This is a genomic window from Mycolicibacterium chengduense, assembly GCF_033741155.1.
Taxonomy (GTDB): domain Bacteria; phylum Actinomycetota; class Actinomycetes; order Mycobacteriales; family Mycobacteriaceae; genus Mycobacterium.
This window is the reverse complement of record NZ_JAWQNH010000004.1, coordinates 670,840-686,989: the sequence shown is the minus strand read 5'-3', so window position 1 is coordinate 686,989 and position 16,150 is coordinate 670,840. Positions and strand designations below refer to the sequence as shown.

Genomic DNA, 16,150 nt, shown 5'->3' with positions numbered 1-16,150 from the left:
TGCGCAACCCGTGGTGATCCCGCCGGCCGGTGCCGCGAACGGCGTGGCGAGTACCGCGCCGGTTGCCGGCGCCGCGGGTACCGGTGGCGGTGCTGCCGGCGGCGGAGGTGCCGCAGGTGGTGGCGGCGCCGGGGGCGGCGGTGCTGCCGCGGGTGGCGGCGCGGGCGCTGGTGGTGCCGGCGGTGCCGGCGGTGCTGGCGGTGCCGGCGGTGCTGGTGCTCCGGTCGGACTGGCCGGGGGTGCGCCCGCGGCAGGTGGGGTTCCTGCCGGCGCGCCGATCGTCGACGCTGCGGGGGTGCCGGCGGGTGCGCCGATCGCTGATGCTGCGGGGGTGCCTGCGGGGGCGCCGATCGCTGATGCTGCGGGCGTGCCTGCGGGGGCGCCGATCGCTGATGCTGCGGGCGTGCCGGCGGGGGCGCCGTTCGGCGGTGCCCACGGCGCCGGTGACGCGGCAGCCGGAGCGCTGAACGGCGAGGTTTTGGAGGCGGCCGCGACAGCCGGTGCCGCCCCGGTCGGTGCGCCGATCGCCGATGCCGGCGCAGTGGTGCCCCCGGCCGGCGCCGCGGGCGCGCCTGTCGCTGAGGCAATGGTGCCTGCCGCGGTGGGGGGCGACGCTGTCGCCCCGGCGGCGGCGGTCGTCGGTGGTGAAGGTGCCGGTGCCGGCGGTGGCGCAGCACCTGTGGCCGCAGTCGGAGGTGGCGAGGGTGCCGGCGGTGGCGCTGCGCCTGTGGCCGCGGTCGGAGGTGGTGAGGGTGCCGGTGCGGGTGGCGGCGGCGCGGCCGGTGGTGGCGCCGGTGCCGGCGGTGGTGCTGCTGGCGGTGGCGGTGGTGCCGGTGCAGCCGGCGGTGGCGGTGGTGGCGCTGCGGTGCCTGCGGCTGCTGTCGTCGAAGGCGGCGGCGGTGGTGGTGGCGGTGCAGCCGGCGGTGGTGCTGCCGGTGGTGGGACCGCAGGAGCCGTCGCGGTGCCGGCTGAGGTGGCGGTGGCTGCCCCGCCGGTAGAAGTCGCTGTCCCACCCGTGCAGGTCGCAGCCCCGCCCGTCGAGGTGGCCGCTCCCGCGGTCGAGGTCGGCGGCGGTGCGCCGGGTGCCGCGGCTGCGGCCGTTCCGGCTGCTGTCGCCGCGGCCGTGCCGGGAGCCATTGCCGGTGGTGCCGCGGGTGGTGCGGTAGGTGCTGCCGGTGGTGCGGTGGCCGGCGGCGCTGCTGGCGCCGGGACAGGCGCGGCGATCGCGGCGGCGCCTCTGGCTGCGGCGGCAGCCGGTGCTGCGGGCGCGGGAGCTCCTGCGGTAGCGGTCGGCGGGGAAAGCCTGGCGGCGCCGGCGGTTGTCGGCGCGCCGATCGAGGCCGCTGCAGGGGTACCGGCAGTTGGCGGTGGAGCGACCGGTGGCGGCGGCGCTGCTGGCGCAGGCGGTGGCGGAGCCGCTGGCGGCGGCGGTGGAGCCGGTGCTGGTGCTGAGGGCGCTGCTGCGGGTGGCGCTGGTGGCGCGGAGGGTGCTGGTGGTGCCGGTGCAACCGGGGCCGGTGGAGCCGGTGGTGCAGGCGGTACCGGTGCAGGAGGCGCCGGCGGTGCAGGAGGCGCGGAGGGTGCTGGTGGTGCCGGGGGCGCTGGTGGTGCCGGGGGCGCTGGTGGTGCCGGAGGTGGTGCCGGGGGCGCTGGTGGTGCCGGAGGTGGTGCCGGTGGTGCCGGGGGCGCTGGTGGCGCTGGTGGCGCAGGAGGCGCTGGTGGTGCGGGTGCCGCACCCATCGCCGGCGAGATGCCGGCCGGCGCTGCGGCTCCAGGAGCCGGTGCTCCGGTGTTGTTGGACTCCGGGTCGGTCGGCCCGCTGATGGCCACGACCGGACTGAACTCGGCAGCGGTCCCGGAAGCCGCGGTCGGCGCGCCGGGCGCCGGCGCCGGTGCACCGGGCGCGGGTGTCCCCGCCGCAGGTGTCATCGACGCGGCGGGAGCGGTCCCGGGCGCCGCCGGTGCGGGCGGTCCCGCAGCGGCCGCGGTCCAGGATGCCGCTGCGGTGGCGATTCCCGGTGGAGCGCCGGTAGTCGGCGGCGGCGACGCTGCCGTGCCCGCGGCCGCAATCGTCGGCGGTGACGGTGCCGGCGGGGGTGGCGGCGCAGGGGGTGGCGGTGCCGGCGGCGGTGGTGCCGGTGGTGGTGCAGGCGGCGGCGGAGGTGCGGGAGCCGGTGGCGGTGGCGCTGCCGGTGGTGCGGAAGCCGGTGGTGCCGGAGGTGGCGGTGCGGGTGGTGCCGGCGCCGGTGGAGCAGGCGGCGGTGGAGCTGCCGGTGCAGCCGGTGGCGGGGCGGCCGGTGGTGGCGGTGGTGCTGCGGGCGGAGCCGGTGGCGGCGGTGGTGCTGCGGGCGGTACGGGCGCAGGCGGTGGCGGTGCGGCATCGGGTGGTCTGACCACCGGTGCGGTGGGCCCGCTGATGGCCAGCACCGGAGCACTCGGTGCCGTGCAGACGATCACGGCACCCGCGGTCAATGCCGGTGCGGTCGGTGGCGGTGCTCCGGCCGGTGCCCTGGCGGCGCTGCCGGGGGCGATGATTGCCGGTGCGGTGCCCGGAGCGGTGGCAGGCGCCGTTCCCGGAGCGGTGGCGGGTGCGATTCCCGGCGCGATCGCCGGGGCGGTGCCCGGGTTGCTGATGGCTCCGATGGCCGGAGCTGCCGGTCTGGCAGCCGATTTTGTCCCGCAGCCGTCCCTGGCTCCGCCGACCGGAACCGGTGGACTCGCGGGCTTCCTGCCGACGCCGCAGTTGAACATGCCGGCCCTCAGCGGCTTCGGCGTTCCGGTGCCGACGCAGGTGTCCATGCCGACCGACCTGGTGTGCGAGGGTCTCGGCTGGTCGGCCTCGACCCCGGGCACGACGGGCAACACCGGCTTGAGCCTGATGCCCGACGCGGCCGGAATCATCCGGCACGACCGGTGGTGAGCACCGGTCAGCCGTTGCACCAACGCAGCAGGTAGCGGTAGTAGACGCCGCGGCGGATGGATACGCCCGGCAGGATCTGCGTGGCGGAGCGCCGGATCTCGCGCAACGATTCGCGGGGTTCGGCGACCGTCACGCCGATGTCCCGGGTCTCGCCGTGCAGTACTCCGGCGACCCGGGCGAACGGCACGCGCAGCACGTCGACGATCCAGTCACCGACGGTGCCATTGGCAGCCACACCGACAACGGCGAGAGTGCCGCCCGGCGCCAACAGATCCCGCGCCTTCGTCAGCGACGCGCGCAAGTCCATGTGATGCAGCGTGGCCACGAAGGTGATGAGCCCGAACCGCTTCTCGCCCGGATCGAACGACGTGAACGACGTTTCGGTGACGGTCACATTCGGCAGGGCTGCGACGCGGGCCCGGGCTCGCCGGACGGCGGCGGCGTCGGGGTCGATCGCGGTGACGGTGCGGGACACGTGCGCCAGTCGCTGGGCCAGCAGGCCCTCACCGCAGCCGACATCGAGCACATCCCCGGGGTGTTCGGCCGCGATCCGGACCAGCCTGCCGTGGTACGCGGTGTTGTGGTTCCAGTAGTCCCGTTCAGGCACGCGTCAACCGATCCAGCGGTACCGCCGCCAGCAAGTCCCGGGTGTACTCGTGTTCAGGAGCGGAAAACAGCTCCGCGGCGGGACGGTATTCGACCGCCTCACCCGCGCGCAGCACCAGGACATCGTGGCTCAACCGCTCGATGATCGCCAGATCGTGTGCGATGAACAGGTAGGTCAGTCCGAGGTCGCGCTGCAGGTCCCGCAACAGGTCGAGCACCTTGGCCTGCACCGACACATCCAACGACGCGGTCGCCTCGTCCAGGATCAGCAGTTCGGGCTGTACGGCCAGCGCCCGTGCGATGTTCACCCGTTGACGTTGCCCGCCGGACAGCTCGTGCGGGTAGCGGGATGCGAACGATGCCGACAGCCCGACGGCGTCGAGTAGTTCGCCGACGCGGGTGGCCCGCTGCCGGCGGTCGACCAGACGATGCACCACCAGTGGCTCGGTGATCGAGGCCCCCACCGGCATGCGCGGATTGAGGGCGGCGAACGGGTCCTGCATCACCAGGCTGATCCGCCGCCGCACGGCGCGCTGCTGGTTGCGCCGCAGGTGCAGCACATCGGTGCCGTCCAGGCGTGCGCTACCGGAGTCGGGCGCCAGTTGCCCGGTCAGTGCCGCGGCAACCGTCGATTTGCCCGACCCGGATTCACCCACCAGACCCAGCGTGGTGCCGCGTCGGATGCGGAACGACAGGTCCTTGACGGCATGCACCACCGACCGGCCGACGGGTGTGGTGACCGGGAACCGGACGTCAAGGCCCTCGACGTCCAACAGCACTTCCGCGTCGGCGGGTGCCGGTGGCGGGCCGCCGGACCCCAACACCGGTCGGGCGCTCAGCAATTCGCGGGTGTAGGGCTGCCGCGGATCAGTGAAGATGGCATCGACGCTCGCCCGCTCGACCACCGCGCCATCGCGCAGCACCGTTACCGTGTCCGCGACCTCACCGATGACGCCGAGGTCGTGGCTGATCCATACCACGGCGGTGCCGAAGTCCCGCTGCAGATCCCGGACCAACGCGATGATCTGGGCTTGTGTCGTGACATCCAGCGCGGTGGTGGGCTCGTCGGCGACCAGCAGTTCCGGATCGCAGGCCAGCGCGATCGCGACCATCACGCGCTGGCGTTGCCCACCGGATAGCTGGTGCGGGTAACTGTGCAACCGGTTCTGCGGTTCGGGCAGGCCGACCGCCTCGAGCAGCTCCAGCGCCCGCGCCCGGGCTTCCCGACGGGTGTGGTGTTTGTGGGTCTCCAGCGTCTCGGTGATCTGGCGCTCCACGGTGAGCAACGGATTCAGTGACGTTCCGGGGTCTTGGAAGACGAAACCGATGCGGCCGCCATGCACGTGGCGCAGCGTCCGGGCCGACGCCCCGACCAGTTCCTGTTGCCCCCCAAGCACGCTGGAGCCGCTGATCACGGCGCCCGGGGCGTCGAGCAGTCCGGTGGCCGCCAGTACGGTCATCGATTTGCCGGAGCCGGACTCGCCGACGATGCCGAGGGTCTGCTCGCGCGCCACCTCGAAGGACACCTGACGCACGATCTCCCGGCGGCCGATCCGGACGGCCAGGTTCTCGACGGCCAGCACTGGATCGGTCATCGGCGCCTCCTGGCCTCGATCATGGTGCGCTGCTTGGGGTCCAGCACGTCGCGCAGACCGTCGCCGAACAGGTTGAACGCCAACACGATCACGAAGATGGCTGCGCCCGGGAACACCGCCATCCACCACGCCAGTGTCACGAAACCCTGGGCGTCGAAGATCATCCGGCCCAGTGACGGTTGCGGCGGCTGCAGCCCGAGCCCGAGGAAGGACAGCGCCGCCTCCGACAGAATCGCGAACGCCAAGGACAGCGATGTCTGCACGATGAGCGGACCGGTGATGTTCGGCAGGATGTGTCGGGCCAGGATGTAACCCGAACCGGTGCCCATGGTGCGCGATACCGCGACATATGGTTCCACCCGCACCGACAGGGTGCTGGCCCGGGCCACCCGCGCGAAAATCGGCGTGTACACCACCCCGATCGCCAAAATCGTTGTGCCCAAGCCCGGTCCGAGGATGGCCACGATGGCCAGCGCCAGCAGCAACACCGGGAACGCGAACAGCACGTCGACCACCCGCATCACCACGGTGTCCAGCCACCCGCCGCGATACCCCGCCAACACTCCCAAGGCCACCCCGACGACCGCGGCGAAGGCCACGCTGACCACCGCCACCTTCATCGAGGCCTGGACCGCAACCAGTATCCGGGACAACATATCCCGGCCCAGCTCGTCGGTGCCCAACCAGTGCGCACCGCTGGGTGACCGCAGCGCCTGGGGCACATCCACATCGTTGACCCCGTAGGGAGCGATCCACGCAGCCGTCAGGGCGATGACGATGACGCCGGCCAGCACCGCGGCGCTGAGCACCGTGAGCGGGTTGGCGGCCAACAACCGCCAGGTCTTGACCCGTTGGTCGCTCATGACAGCCTGATTCGCGGGTCGGCGATCGCGTAGAGCAGGTCGACCAGTAGGTTGACTGCCAGGAACAACACCGCGATCAGCAGGACGGCACCCTGGATGACGGGGTAATCGCGGGCCGCCACCGAGTTGTACACCAGCCGGCCCAGTCCCGGCCAGGAGAACACCACCTCTACGACGATGACCCCGCCCAGGATGGTGGCCAACTGGATACCGGTGATGGTGAGGATGGGCACCAGCGCATTGCGGACGGTGTGACGCAGCGTCACCACCCGCGGCGGAAGGCCTTTCGAGCGAGCCGTGCGCACATAACCCATCGCCGCCACCTCCAGCACCGCCGACCGGACGTAACGCGTCATGATCGCCGCGGCCACCACCCCGACGGTGAGCCCCGGCAGGATGACGTGACGCAACCACCCGACCGGGTCGTCGAACAACGGTCGGTATCCCGACGTCGGCAACCAGCCCAGCACCGACGAGAACAGCGAGATGAGCAGGATGCCCAACCAGAAGTCGGGCACCGAGACACCGAATTGGCTTGTGGCGCGGACCATCGCGTCACTGAGCCGGCCTTCCCGCAACGCCGCGTAGATGCCGGCGGGCAGCGCGATCACCAGGGCCAGCACGATTCCGACGACGGCCAAGGACACCGTGGCAGGCAGCCGCTCCAGCAGCACCTGCGTCACCGGATCGCCGTTGCGGAAGCTGACGCCGAGATTCCCGGTGGCGGCGTGGCCGAGGTAACTGGCGAATTGGGCGAGCAGCGGACGATCCAAGCCGCTGGCCTCGCGCAGCGCGTGGTAGGCCTCCGGGGTGTAGCGGGTGCCGAGCGCGATCCGAACCGGGTCTCCGGGCACCAGGTGGACCAACGCGAGAACCACGATCAGCACACCGACCAGCACCACCAGCGAGTAGGCCAGCCTGCGGGCCAGGAATTTGAGTACCGTCACCGATTCTCACCGCCGGTCTGTAATACGGCGTCGCGGAACCGGATCGCCTTGTCGCGGCGCGCCTCGTATCCGCCGAGGGTGGGTGACCAGGCCTGGATGACCGCTGGGTTGTACAGGTAGATATAGCTCACCTCGTCGGCGATCAGGGTGGCAGCGCGCGCGTAGTCGTCCTTGCGTGCCCGCTGATCGGTCTGCGTGCGGCCGGCGTCGAGCAGTGCGTCGACGCGCGGATCGGAGAATTTCTGGGCGTTGCTGGCGCCACCGCTGTGATGCTGCGCGTAGTAGAAGTCGTCAGGGTCGATGTTTCCCAGCCATCCCATCATCAGCATGTCGAAGTGTCCGCTGTTCTGTTCGTCGAGCCAGGTGGCGAAATCCACAGTGCGGATGTTGGCGGTGATGCCCAGCGGCGCAAGGTTGTCGGCGATCACCTGGGCGGCGGTGACGGTCTGCGGGTACTCACTGGTGACCAGCATGTCCATGGTTTTCGGCGCGGCACCGGCCTGCTGCAACAGCTCGCGTGCTTTCGCGATATCGCGGTGGTAGCGGTTGTACGGCACGAACCACGGATTTCCCTCTGGGATGGCCAGCTGATTGGCCTGCGCCGTGCCGTAACTGGTGGCTTGGACGATCGAGGGCCGGTCGATGGCGTAGGCGACCGCCTGGCGTACCCGCACATCGTTCCACGGCGCGCGGGCCTGGTTGAGCGCGAGATACCAATAGTCGTTGCTCGGTGTCACCGCAAGGTGCAGGGAGTCGTCGTTGCGTAGCTGGGCGACGCGCTGGGCGGGGACCGCATCGGTCCAGTCGATTTCACCGGCCTGCAACGCCGACAAGGCCGTCGACGATTCACTGATGAACCGGAACGTCACCCCGGGGATCTTCGGGGCGCCGGCCCAATAGTTGGGATTGGCGCGCAGCGTGATCGAATCCCCGCTCTTGCGTGCGACGAAGGCGAAGGGACCCGTACCGATCGGGTGAGTGGCGATCTGACCGTCCTCGACGTTGCGGCGTTGCACGATCGCCATACCTTTGAAGCCGCCGAGATTGGTGAGCAGGTTGGGCGTCGGGTGCGCCACGGCGATCCGCACGGTGTGCTCGTCGGGGGCGCTGATATCGGTGACGGCGCTGAGTTTGTCGGCGTTGGCCAGCTTTTCGTCGATGATGCGCCGGTAGGAGTACACGACGTCGGCGGCGGTCAGCGGGCTGCCGTCATGGAAGGTGACGCCGCGCCGTAATCGGAACGTCCACACCAGTTGATCGGGGGACGTCTCCCAGGATTGCGCCAGCGCAGGGCGCATGGTGAGGTCGTCGCCCGGCTCCACCAGGGTGTCGAACACGTTTTCCAGCACCTCGAAGGAGAAATACGCGCTGGTCTTCTGCGGGTCGAGTTGGTCGGGTTCACCGGCGATGGCGGCGATCAGATTGCCTCCATCCGACCCCAGGTCGACGCGTTCGCCCGGTGAGCAGGCCGTGGAAGCCAGGACGATCACGGCGGCGAGCATGGCCGCAACCAGGCGCATATCCATCACTTTCCGGCAGGGCCGCGGCCCAAGCGGGCCTCGGCAGACGGGACACTGGCCTGTACCCGCATCGCCGCGCGGTTACACCTGGCGATCGGTTCGGCCAGATCACGGTGCTGTGAACCGGGTGGGAAGATGCTGTGCGGCCGGTGACTCCGGTGCGGGCGGCACTAATCTGCAGGGGATGAGCACGCACGCCGATCCGGTGGACATGCGGCGTCGGCTCGAGGAGCGCTACCGGCGCCTGGCTGAGCGGCGCCAACTACGTCTCGTGGCCGCCGTCGTCGCCCGGTTCACCGAGATCGACGGTGGCACGCTCGGGGCGGTGGTATCGGTCCAGTTGTTCACCACCGTCATCCCGTTGATGATCCTGGGCTTCAGTTATCTGACCGGGTTCGCCGACAACGCCAGTCCGGGCACCGTCGTCAGCCGCCAGCTCGGGCTGGTGTCCCCGATGACCGAGCATGTGCGGGCCGTGTTCGGCCGCGCCTCGGGGTTGCGGTCCAGTTGGACGTTTCTCGGTGTCGCGGGCTTCCTGGTGTGGGGCATCCCGATGTCGATGACCATCGCCGGCATCTTCGCGAAGGCTTGGCGCCGTGAGCAGTTGGGGTGGTTGGCCAAGTTGGGCCGCGGCGTCGTATGGTTCGCGCTGTATCTGGCGGTGATCGTCATCCGGGAGCGGATCGCCTTCGGAGGTCACCATCACATGGGCTTGCGCACGCTGCGGTTCCTCGCCTCACTCGTGCCGGTGTGGATCTTCTGGACCGCCACCCCCGCGCTACTGGTGCGCGACGGCGGCCGCGGCCGCAAGTATCTGATCCTGGCCGGTCTGGCCGGCGTGCTGATCGACGGCACGGTGGTGCCGCTGGCGGCACGAATGTTCTTCCCGCCCTTGCTTGCCGGCTGGGACGAGTTCGGCCCGATCGGGGTGGCGATGGCACTACTCACCTGGTGCGGGGTGATCGGCACCGGTTGGGTGGTGACGGCGTGCGTCGGTGCGGTGCTGTGGGAGCGCAACGCCCCGTCTGAGACGGTCGTCGCATCCGAGACCGAGGAACCCGCGGCCGCACCCTGAGGCCGATCACTTGCCGTGTGCGCCGGTGCCGTGGCTTTCCTTGGCGGTCCCGTCCTGATGCGGCGGCTTCGGGGTGAACTTCTTGACCAGGTTGTGCACGGCGTTGCGCAGGTTCGAGGTGGCGTCGCGCACCGGGTTGGGTTGTGCGGTCTTGTTGTTCGCGGACGTAGCAGTGGTGTCGGGCTTGTCGGTGTCGGGCTTGGTGGTGGCGGTTTTGGTGGTGGGCGCGTCGTCGCGTTGTGAGGCGGAGGCGGTGACCGCCTTGGGTGCCGTGATCGCCACGGTCTTCGGCGTCGGTGCGGTCAAGGCCTTCGAAGTCGTCGCGGAAGTCATGGCGGCTGTCGTGCCGGAATCGGTCTTCGGTAGCGCCCGGCTGGTGCTGGCCGGCTGCCCGGCCGCCGCAGCCCGGACGTCGTCGACCGCGGTCGTCACGGCCTGGGCGACCACCTTGCCTGCCGCCGCCGCCAACCCGGCCGCCGTCCTGATCCCCGCGGCCAGCGCTCGGACCGGGTTACCGGAGGCCGCGAGTTCCCGAGCCACCGCTTCGGGTACCTGGAAGATGCCGGACAGGACGTCGTTGAAGGCCGGAAAGATCACGGCGGCAGCCACATTGATGGCGCCGACCACGGCGACCTGGAACACCCCGCGTGGCATCACCGTCGGGGTGGGGTTGGGGACGAATGGCAGATTGAGCGCGTCGAAGGTGTCCTGCCGGGCCTTCTGCAGCGCCGAGGCGATCCCTGGCAGGCCATCCTGAATCGCGGGCAGCACATTCAACAAACCCACAACGCCGACCTCGAAGGCGTTGAGCGCGCGCTGGGCCGGGATGGCGGCATCGGCATTGATGGCCTTCTGCGCGGCAGCCTCGGTCGGCCCGGTGACGGACGCGGCCGCCGCGCCGATCGCCTTGAGCACATCGCCGGCCGACAGCGCAGCCAGGAAGGTCCCCGGTGCCTGCAGGGCGGTGGTCACCGCCGTCACCCCGGTCTGCGCGATCAAAGGGCAGATGATCGAGCAGTAGACCGTCTGGTTGTGCAGGAAACTGGTGATCAGCCCACCGGGCGGCACGGCGGCGGCGAGTCGGACCTCGCGCACCACCGTCGGCGGTGCGGACGCCACCGTGACCGGGGTGAGCGGTGCGGCCACCACCGCGGCGGCGGTGACGGCGGCCATCCCAGCCATCGCGAAATCGGTGCGCAGGTTGATGGATCGCTGCATGGGTGTGCCCCCTACTGTGTCGCGTGGATGTAGGGGACACGGTGCGCGGCGCCGGTTGGTTCAATCGGCGCCGCACACCTCGGCGGGTCCGGGGATGGCGGTGGTCAACGGCGCGGGGCCGCCGCCGCGGACAGGCCAAGCAGCTGACCTTTCACGGGACCTCTTTGCGTCCGGAATGCGGACACGTCATGAGACCGGCGTGACCGGCGGGACTTTCCAGGTGCCATCGATGATCGACGGTGGAGTTTCCTGGGGCCAGTACATGCGCAGCATGAGCACGAAGTCGCCCGTGGGTGCGGGCAGCCAGTTGGCTGTCTTGTCAGGTGGCGGCGGATCGGCCTGGATGAACAGGTCGACCGAACCGTCGGGGTTGGTGCCGAGATTGTTCCGCTGGCTGAGGGTGTACCGGTTGAGCGCATTGTCGACGAAGAAGTAGTCTGCGTCGTACATGGTCAACGACCAAAAGCCCCTTACCGGCGGCAATTGCCCCTTGTCGAAATGCATCACGTAGCGGTGGGTCCCGTTGTATTTGACGCCCTGTGAAGGTCCTTCTGAGGTCGGGTACACCGCGTCCTGCGGCAGGTTCGCACCGAGGCCGATGGCGGTGACGTAGGCGCGTTGTAGGTAGTTGGTTCCGTAGGTACCCGTCTTGGTGCTGAACAACCAGCCGTTCTGCACGGTGTTGTCGCCGGCGGTGACACCTTCGCTGGCCCAGCCCATGATCGTGGCCTGCGCCGTTTTCGGGGCCGCTGCGATTGCGTTGGCGACCGCGGGATCTACCTTGGCGACGTCGAAGTCCTGGCCGGGGATGATGCCGAGTTTGGCCAGCTTCTGGACCATTGGCGCGTCCGCTGCGGTGGGCGGATTGTGCTTCACCAGCTCGGCGAACGTGCGGAAGAAGTCCGCCCCGTCGAGCGCGTTGACCTGGTCGCGCACCGCCGTTTTGGTGTCGACCGACGGATCCACCGCGCCGGGTATCGGTGTGTAGGGCTTGCCGTAGGCCGACAGGGGCACTGCGGTGATCTGGTTCTGCAGGGCGTGCACGGCGGCGTAGTCCTGCGGGGTACCTGTGCAGTAGATCCGACCCAGCAGCCAGACCAGTGCGGTCGGCGACTTGTATTCGGTGACACCGGGCGGCAGAGTGCCGGACCACCCCGGTCCGGTGATCGCGAACGTCTGGGCCTTCCCGCCGGTGGTCCGCTTGCCCGGTGACGCGAAGACCTCGGTCCAGCCGTCCAGCATCGGCAGGAGGAAGTAACGGTCGCCCATGTCGGGCACGCTGACGATCCACGGTTCTTTCGTGACGTCGAACCAAGCCTGGGTGTAGAGCGTGTCCGCATTGGGCGCGGTGACGGCCCGGAACTGTGCGTCCGGATATTGGCGCATCCGCACGAATTGGCCCATGGGCGCAGAAAATCCTTGGGGTGCAATAGTGTTCGTCAACGCGCGGCGAGTGTACTCCATGGTGACCAAGGGGTAGGCGTAGGTGTACGCGTCCCGCGCCGCCCCGGCCAGGTCGCCGTCGGCACCGGTGGTGCTCGTCGAGGCCGAGGGCGAGGGGCTGTCCTTCTGCCCGCTGCACGCCCCCACCATGGCGATGACCGCCATCATCACCGTCAGTCCCAACAGTCTGTTCACCGGCTCACTATGACCGCTGGCGATGCGCGCCGCCTTGACTTCAGCGGACAATTTTTTGATCTTGGGAGACATGGAGCTCATCATGGCGTCGGCGCTCACCGGCTTCCAGGAACTGGTGGGCGAACTCGGCGCCGATGCCGACGCACTGCTGCGGGAAAGTGGTATCCGCCCCGAAGATGCCGGCCATGCCGATGCCTTCGTGTCGCTGCGCAGTGCCGTCAACGCCATTGAACGGGCCGCAATGGTGACGGGCACACATGATTTCGGTCGTAAGCTGGCACAGCACCAGAGCATCGACATCCTCGGGCCGGTAGGGGTGGCCGCTCGAACGGCGGCAACCGTTGCGGATATGTTCCTCATTTTCGACAAGTTCGTCGCCGCCTACAGTCCGGGCATCGCGATCGACGTCCGGCCCGGATTCGTCCATTGGAAGCTGCGCTTGGATCCGCTGCCCGCGCATCCGCAGACGATCGAGCTGTCGCTCGGCATCATCCTCGGGGTGCTGCGCAGTTTCCTGGGTGCGGACTATGCGCCGCTGGAGATTCACGTCCCGCACCGGCGCCTGACCCCGGCCAGCAGCTATCGAAGCTACTTCGGTTGTCCACTGCGCGACCAGGCGGCGGCCTGCGGATTCCGGATCGACGCCGCTGATCTGGCCCGGCCGCTCGACCGGGACGCGCAGGCGCATCGGTACATCACCGGTTATCTCGGCGACGCACTGTCGGAACGTGCGACGTCGGTGGCGCGCTCCGTGGCCGACCTCGTCGGACCGATGCTGCCGTCCGGAACGGTCACCGTCGAGTGGGTCGCAGGGCAATTCGGCTTACATCCCAAAGCATTACAACGCCGTCTTGGCGCCGAAGGAACGACATTCGCCGCGGTGCTGGACACCGTACGCCGTGAGATGTGCGTGCGCTATCTACGGGACACGGAGATGAGTTTGTTGCATCTGAGCCGCCAACTCGGCTACGCCGAGCAGGGTGTGCTCACCCGCGCGTGCCAGCGGTGGTTTGGTGTGACCCCGCTGGCTTACCGTCGCACGTTGCGCGACCAGATGTGACTGCTCAGACGTCGCTGGTGACGTACCGGGTTTTGACCGGTGGGGCGGCCACCAGAGCGGGCACCTCGGTCAACTTGCCCTCGCCGGCGCGGAACGCCCGGTAGGCCTCGTCGGCCTCCACCGACTCCCACAGTTCATAGATCACCCAGTGGCCTTCGTCGGCCTCGTCGACCAGTACATCGGTGCGGATGTTGCCGGGGAACGCCCGGGTGTCTTTGAGCGCGCGGCCGAACACTTCCCGCGCGGTCGCCACGGATTCGGGCTTGAACTGCAATTCGAGCATCACGGTCACGGCCATGGACGTCAACATACTCGCGCCGCGACGCCAGGGTCATGGCCGGTGCACGGTGACGACGGTGACGTCGTCCTCGGTCTCGTGCGGAGCCACCGCGGTCGAAATCCCCGACGCCGTGAAAACCGTGGCACCGCTCAGGGTCCGGGCGAGTCGATCCACACCGTCGTCGATGGTCGCACCGCGGCGCTCCACCAGGCCGTCGGAGTACATCACCAGACCCCGGCCGCGGTCGATGGTGAAGGTGCTCGCCGTGTAGACGGCGTTGCGGACACCGATCGGCGGCGACAGCTGGATGGGCGCGAGACCGATCACCGGACCGGTGTGAAAAGGAAGCAGGTGTCCGGCGGAGGCTACCTCTACGCGGCCAGAATCGAGTTCGATTCGGGCCACGACCGCCGTGGCGAAGGCACGCGGCATCAGGTGCACGCTGAACGCATTGAGCCGGTCCAATGCCTCGGCCGGGGTCGCGCCGCCGAACAGCTGGGAGCGCAAGGCGTTTCGCAGTTGCGCCATGGCGCCGGCCGCGCTCAGGCCGTGCCCCGCGACGTCACCGACCAGCACCACCAACCGCCCGTCGGGTAGCTGGAACGCGTCGTACCAATCGCCACCCACCCGGCCGCCGGCCGCCGGCCGATAATCGGCGGACAGCTCCCAGCCCGCGATGGTCGGGATGGTCGCCGGAAGCAGGCTGCGCTGCATGATCTCGGCGAGACGGAGCGCGCCGCGCGTCCGCCGGTACAACTCTTCCACCAGGTGGTGGCGCAGCGTCTCGGCGGACTCGATCTGGATCGGGGTCCAGGGTTCGCTGCACTTGTCCACGACTTCGCGCCAGCGGTCGAACGATTTGCGTGGGCTGAGCCGAACCTCGTCACCCTGGCGTACGGCGATCGCCTTGTTGTGCGGGTCCCCGCCCCAGTCCACCGACCGCACCGCTTCGTGGCGGAACCAGATGACGTGCTGACCGTCGGGCAGGTTCAGGATCAGTGCACCGGCTGCCACCGTCGGATCCAGATCCAGCGCGGGAAGGTCACGGGACAGGCAGTCGGTGGCGGCCACTCCCTCGGCATCGCTACGCGACCAGGCGGCCACCGCACTCACGACCTCTGGTGGTGGAACCGTCCCGAGCACGCGGTATTTACCGCCGACGCGGATGGCGACACCGGCGGCGGGCACCAAGTCGAGCAGACTCGGCGATCCGAGCAGGGTGGCGGCCACGGGCTCGTCGTCATTGCGCGATGCGTTGGTCAACAGGGTGAGCGTCGACTGCGCCGTCAGCCGCTCACGCAGTTGGTCCTCGTCGAAGCGATCGACGAGTCGCAGCGAGAGGGTGGACCCCAGGAACTCCGCCGCGGCGCGAGCCCCGTAGGGCGGCAGGTGCGGGCCCGCGTAATGGTGACAAGCGATCAAACCCCACAACTTGCCATGCCGCAGAAGCGAAATCGACATCGATGCCTGTACGCCCATGTTCTGCAGATACTCGATGTGAATCGGTGAGACGCTGCGCAGCGTGGCATGCGTGAGATCGACCGGGGTGCCGCTGTCGGGATCTAACGCCGGGACCAGCGGGGCAGGCGTGTAGCTCACATCCGAGATCAGGCGCAGCCAGCTCTTCTCGTACATCGCCCTGGCCTGCGCGGGAATATCGCTGGCGGGATAGTGCAGGCCGAGGAACGAGTTCAAGTCGTCGCGTTTGCATTCGGCGACCACCTCGCCGTTGTAGTGCTGGTCGTAGCGGTACACCATCACCCGGTCGAAGCCGGTCAAGTCACGCACCGCGCGGGCGGTGGCTTCGTACAGTTCGGTGATCGAATGGGTCCGATTGAGTTCTTCGACCGAGTTGCGCACCGCTTGATACGTGTTCGGAAAAGAAAACGGCCTTGCACCGTAAGCGATTTCGATCTCGACGAGCAGAATCCCGTCCCGTTCGCGGTGCAGCAAGGCATCGAATGCGCGTCGTCGGCCGGCGACCTCGATCTCAAGCTCCAGCGGGTTGCGCTCGCGGAGGTCGCCGAACGCGGCGGCCGCCTGTTGGATCTTGGCCGCCTGGTCGGCGCCGATGAGCGTGGCCAGGTGGTGGCCGAGGACCTCCGAAACCGGTTTGCCGAGCACGTCGGCGACGTTGGCGCTGACCTGACGGATCTCGAAGCTGGGCTCGCGGACCACCGCCAGCACCCCGCGCGGCTGCACGCTGCCGGGGATGTGGATCGGCTCACGAGCACAGTTGTCCAGGTCGATCGGTGTCCCGACGGCCACGAGGCCGTCGGTGCTGCCGGTGTCGGGATGCGAGATGAGAACCCCCAGGTTGTGTACCGCGCGATGCACTTAAGCGTGCCAGGCCGGCCCTGGCCGATCGCATCGGGCACAGTAGTTGCGTTAGGCTCGTAAGAGTCGGCGTTCTAGCTTGTTCGGTTCA

At 69.2% G+C, this 16,150-nt stretch carries 16 protein-coding genes; 7 read left to right on the top strand and 9 right to left on the bottom strand.

The annotated features are described in order from the left end of the window. The first annotated feature begins 29 nt into the window (after positions 1-29). From SBI67_RS18315 to SBI67_RS18295, 5 genes are all read left to right on the top strand, one after another. The gene (locus tag SBI67_RS18315) at positions 30-467 is read left to right on the top strand and encodes a hypothetical protein (protein ID WP_318981909.1); all 438 of its coding nucleotides are present in this window, start codon (positions 30-32) and stop codon (positions 465-467) included. A gap of 177 nt (positions 468-644) precedes the next feature. After that, positions 645-998, top strand: coding sequence for a hypothetical protein (locus SBI67_RS18310; RefSeq protein WP_318981908.1), 354 nt, complete (start codon positions 645-647; stop codon positions 996-998). A gap of 369 nt (positions 999-1,367) precedes the next feature. Then, positions 1,368-1,823, top strand: coding sequence for a hypothetical protein (locus SBI67_RS18305; protein WP_318981907.1), 456 nt, complete (start codon positions 1,368-1,370; stop codon positions 1,821-1,823). Between the two features lie 255 nt (positions 1,824-2,078). Further along, positions 2,079-2,393: a hypothetical protein gene (locus SBI67_RS18300; protein WP_318981906.1), complete on the top strand. Its 315-nt coding sequence runs from the start codon at positions 2,079-2,081 to the stop codon at positions 2,391-2,393. Between the two features lie 23 nt (positions 2,394-2,416). Further along, positions 2,417-2,920 (top strand): hypothetical protein, encoded by a 504-nt coding sequence (locus SBI67_RS18295; protein WP_266049285.1) that lies wholly within the window; start codon positions 2,417-2,419, stop codon positions 2,918-2,920. 7 nt (positions 2,921-2,927) lie between these two features. Here the strand turns inward: SBI67_RS18295 and SBI67_RS18290 are convergent, their stop codons facing one another. Genes SBI67_RS18290 through SBI67_RS18270 form a run of 5 tightly spaced genes read right to left on the bottom strand, consistent with a single transcriptional unit; the run spans position 2,928 to position 8,451 of the window. Beyond that, the gene (locus SBI67_RS18290; protein WP_318981905.1) at positions 2,928-3,527 is read right to left on the bottom strand and encodes a class I SAM-dependent methyltransferase; all 600 of its coding nucleotides are present in this window, start codon (positions 3,525-3,527) and stop codon (positions 2,928-2,930) included. Next, positions 3,520-5,121, bottom strand: a complete 1,602-nt coding sequence (locus SBI67_RS18285) for an ABC transporter ATP-binding protein (RefSeq protein ID WP_318981904.1) — start codon at positions 5,119-5,121, stop codon at positions 3,520-3,522. The genes SBI67_RS18290 and SBI67_RS18285 overlap by 8 nt, the downstream gene beginning before the upstream one ends. Beyond that, on the bottom strand, positions 5,118-5,984 hold the full coding sequence (locus tag SBI67_RS18280; RefSeq protein WP_318981903.1) for an ABC transporter permease: 867 nt from the start codon (positions 5,982-5,984) through the stop codon (positions 5,118-5,120). The genes SBI67_RS18285 and SBI67_RS18280 overlap by 4 nt, the downstream gene beginning before the upstream one ends. Next, a complete protein-coding gene (locus SBI67_RS18275; protein WP_318981902.1) occupies positions 5,981-6,931 on the bottom strand; it encodes an ABC transporter permease in 951 nt (316 codons plus the stop codon). Before SBI67_RS18275 ends, SBI67_RS18280 begins: the two co-directional genes overlap by 4 nt. Then, the gene (locus SBI67_RS18270; protein ID WP_318981901.1) at positions 6,928-8,451 is read right to left on the bottom strand and encodes an ABC transporter substrate-binding protein; all 1,524 of its coding nucleotides are present in this window, start codon (positions 8,449-8,451) and stop codon (positions 6,928-6,930) included. Before SBI67_RS18270 ends, SBI67_RS18275 begins: the two co-directional genes overlap by 4 nt. 184 nt (positions 8,452-8,635) lie before the next feature. Here SBI67_RS18270 and SBI67_RS18265 point away from each other — a divergent pair, with 184 nt between their 5' ends. After that, positions 8,636-9,526 (top strand): hypothetical protein, encoded by an 891-nt coding sequence (locus tag SBI67_RS18265; protein WP_266049279.1) that lies wholly within the window; start codon positions 8,636-8,638, stop codon positions 9,524-9,526. A 6-nt stretch (positions 9,527-9,532) separates the two neighbouring features. On the opposite strand, the gene SBI67_RS18260 is transcribed toward SBI67_RS18265, so the two are convergent. Continuing rightward, on the bottom strand, positions 9,533-10,744 hold the full coding sequence (locus SBI67_RS18260) for a hypothetical protein (RefSeq protein WP_318981900.1): 1,212 nt from the start codon (positions 10,742-10,744) through the stop codon (positions 9,533-9,535). Positions 10,745-10,930: 186 nt separating this feature from the next. Further along, positions 10,931-12,355, bottom strand: coding sequence for a DUF1254 domain-containing protein (locus SBI67_RS18255; RefSeq protein WP_413232527.1), 1,425 nt, complete (start codon positions 12,353-12,355; stop codon positions 10,931-10,933). A gap of 97 nt (positions 12,356-12,452) precedes the next feature. Here SBI67_RS18255 and SBI67_RS18250 point away from each other — a divergent pair, with 97 nt between their 5' ends. Continuing rightward, entirely contained in the window at positions 12,453-13,442 is a 990-nt protein-coding gene (locus SBI67_RS18250; RefSeq protein WP_318981898.1) for an AraC family transcriptional regulator, read from the top strand. A 4-nt stretch (positions 13,443-13,446) separates the two neighbouring features. Here the strand turns inward: SBI67_RS18250 and SBI67_RS18245 are convergent, their stop codons facing one another. Together SBI67_RS18245 and SBI67_RS18240 are read right to left on the bottom strand one after the other, a co-directional pair. After that, a complete protein-coding gene (locus SBI67_RS18245; RefSeq protein WP_318981897.1) occupies positions 13,447-13,740 on the bottom strand; it encodes a putative quinol monooxygenase in 294 nt (97 codons plus the stop codon). A 33-nt stretch (positions 13,741-13,773) separates the two neighbouring features. Further along, the gene (locus SBI67_RS18240; protein ID WP_318981896.1) at positions 13,774-16,059 is read right to left on the bottom strand and encodes a SpoIIE family protein phosphatase; all 2,286 of its coding nucleotides are present in this window, start codon (positions 16,057-16,059) and stop codon (positions 13,774-13,776) included. Positions 16,060-16,150 lie beyond the last annotated feature (91 nt).